The organism is Rhizobium tibeticum (assembly GCF_900110205.1).
Taxonomy (GTDB): domain Bacteria; phylum Pseudomonadota; class Alphaproteobacteria; order Rhizobiales; family Rhizobiaceae; genus Rhizobium; species Rhizobium tibeticum.
In genome coordinates this window covers 1-2,214 of sequence record NZ_FOCV01000134.1, presented here as the reverse complement: position 1 = coordinate 2,214, position 2,214 = coordinate 1, and the positions used below count along the sequence as shown (strand labels likewise).

Annotated in this window: 2 protein-coding genes; one reads left to right on the top strand and one right to left on the bottom strand. The window is 60.7% G+C overall.

Going from position 1 to position 2,214, the window contains the following annotated elements:
- The first annotated feature begins 121 nt into the window (after window positions 1-121).
- Window positions 122-469, top strand: coding sequence for a hypothetical protein (locus BSG20_RS35195; RefSeq protein WP_072382444.1), 348 nt, complete (start codon window positions 122-124; stop codon window positions 467-469).
- A 5-nt stretch (window positions 470-474) separates the two neighbouring features.
- On the opposite strand, the gene BSG20_RS35190 is transcribed toward BSG20_RS35195, so the two are convergent.
- A complete protein-coding gene (locus tag BSG20_RS35190; protein WP_072382436.1) occupies window positions 475-2,148 on the bottom strand; it encodes an IS66 family transposase in 1,674 nt (557 codons plus the stop codon).
- Between the last annotated feature and the right edge of the window lie 66 nt (window positions 2,149-2,214).

Below are 2,214 nucleotides of genomic sequence, written 5' to 3'. Positions count from 1 at the left end.
GTAACCGGGGCAGATTTGGTGGCAGTGCCTGATAGCGGGCAAATTCGTGAACGACATTGCGTGCTGGTGCGGCGATTGGCATGGTGGCCTTTGGGACGAACGGGAGGGTAGGGCGACGCGCATGCGGCAGATCGATATCGACAGCCTGGACGAGGCTACCCTCATCGAGCTCAACGCCCGCATCGTCGAGCGTCTGCAGTTTCTGCATCACCAAAGAACCGCAGCAGCCCTGCAGGATATCAGGGTCGGAAGCGGCGTGATGTTCGAAGGCCCTGGCGGTGTCCCGGTCCGTGGCGTCGTCATTCGTCGCAACAAGAAGACGGTGACGGTGCATGCCGAGGATGACCGTCAATGGAATGTCTCCCCGACGTTGCTGAAGCTCACCGGCGCCCACGTACTCGACACCGCCGGCCCGATCCCGTCCGACAACAGCAAAGTTGTTGCCTTCCCCAAGCCAGATCGCCGTTGATGCGCTCAGGTTCTTGCGACGATCATCGTGGCCAGCGGGGGAATGGATGGGTGCGATGCGCCGACACCCAGCCGATCGCCGAGGTAGCGCCAGAACGACAGGCCGAGCTTTTGGCAGGTCTTCATCAGGCCAAGCATGCTGTCTCGCGCCTGCCGCCCGTTGCGGCTGACCGTGCCGCCCGAAATCTTTCGCTTGATGACAAACCCCCGCAGATCTCTCTCCGACGCATTGGTATGCAGCGGCGTTTCCGGCCGCTCCAGAACCCGCAGCAGTTCTGCCTTGCGGCGCTTCAACCGAGACAAAAGCTTGTCGAGATCGCCATACCCGGTTCGAATGGAGAAAATTCGGTCAAACCGGACCTCAAGGCCTTGGGCCGCACGTCGACTGGGACTTCGCGAAAAGTCTTTCAGAGCCTTGTAGAAGAGCCAAATGAGTTCGCGCAGGGTTTCGACGTGTTTCACCTGGCGCGGCGTCGCCGGCATCAGCTTGTGCAGCAGCCGTTCGGCGTGGATCCAGCACAGCGCATGGGTGCCGACCCGGAACTGGCCGGCGTCGTCGGACACGATCACTGCATTGCCGACCAGGCCATGGTGGCGGATGGCGCCCCAGATGCCGGCCTCGGCGAATGGGCGGATGATGTCCCTGTCGAAGATATCGATGCCATTTTCAGCCAGATACGCGAGAAACGGAACCTGATTGGCAAACCGCCGCGGTTCGCTTCTCTTCAACCGCGCCAGAAGGGCAGGGTCCACCTGCCGGTCTTCCAGAAAGGTGAAGGCAGCATCGTTGAGGACATAGTCCTGATAGTTGCCGCGCAAAAGGGCCAGAAAGTTCAACCGCGACTTCGAGGACGCCGTACGAAAGACAGTGAAATGCTCGCCCCCGATATGCGTCGTATGAAAATTGCGGTTGGCATGGCGGGCACCAGTGTCGTCGACCGTCACAAAGGGCGCCGAGACCAGGCCGGCATGCAGAACGGCGGCATCCTCGGCATGAAAACCATCCAGACGCTCTGTCAGAAACCGGATGACCTGACGTTTGGAAATCTCGACACCGACATCGTTGAGCAAGGTCGTCAGTCGCTGCGTCGTGACCTGACCTTGAGCGTGCAGCATCAGGCAGAAGCGTCGCAGATTGGGCCCAAAGCCGCCTCGTATCCCCGCAGGCAGCGGCGCGATAATCGTTCTGCCGTCCGGCGTCACCCAGCATTCGCGGCGATAACGCACCACGTCGGCCCGCACGACCAGATCCCGCACCACGCAATCCTTGTAGCCCTTGAAGCGCGAGCCGGGTGGCGCGTCGGCAGGCAGCAGCTCTTCGCGCGTGACGTTGCCTGTGTCGCCTTTCGGGCCGCGACGCCTCGCAGGTTTTTGCCTGCCAGCAACCGTTTTTTCACTCGTTGCCTGTTCCATGCCCGACGGCCTGAAGGGCGGGCGTGGCGGCAGGTTCTTCAGCCGCGCAATTTCGTCACGCAGAAGCTGGTTGTCGACCTTCAGCCGTGTGTTCTCGATCCTGAGCTGGTCGTTCTCGTCACGAAGCTTTTGGTTTTCGGCCTCGAGCCTCTCGATCCGGATGTCTGCCCGATCAGCCCGCTCTACCAGACCTGTCACCAGCTCTCGCAACGCCTTCAGCGACAGCGTGTCGGCATGCTCGATCATGGGAAGGCGGCGCTTCGTCATGAAGGAAGAATCTCATGATTTACAAAAAACAGGAATCCCTTCTGCCACCAAAAATGCTCCAGGTAC

Excerpts from the sequence above, each read along its gene's own strand:
- BSG20_RS35195 (WP_072382444.1), top strand. The coding sequence starts at position 122 with ATGCGGCAGATCGATATCGACAGCCTGGACGAGGCTACCCTCATCGAG.
- BSG20_RS35190 (WP_072382436.1), bottom strand. The coding sequence starts at position 2,148 with ATGACGAAGCGCCGCCTTCCCATGATCGAGCATGCCGACACGCTGTCG.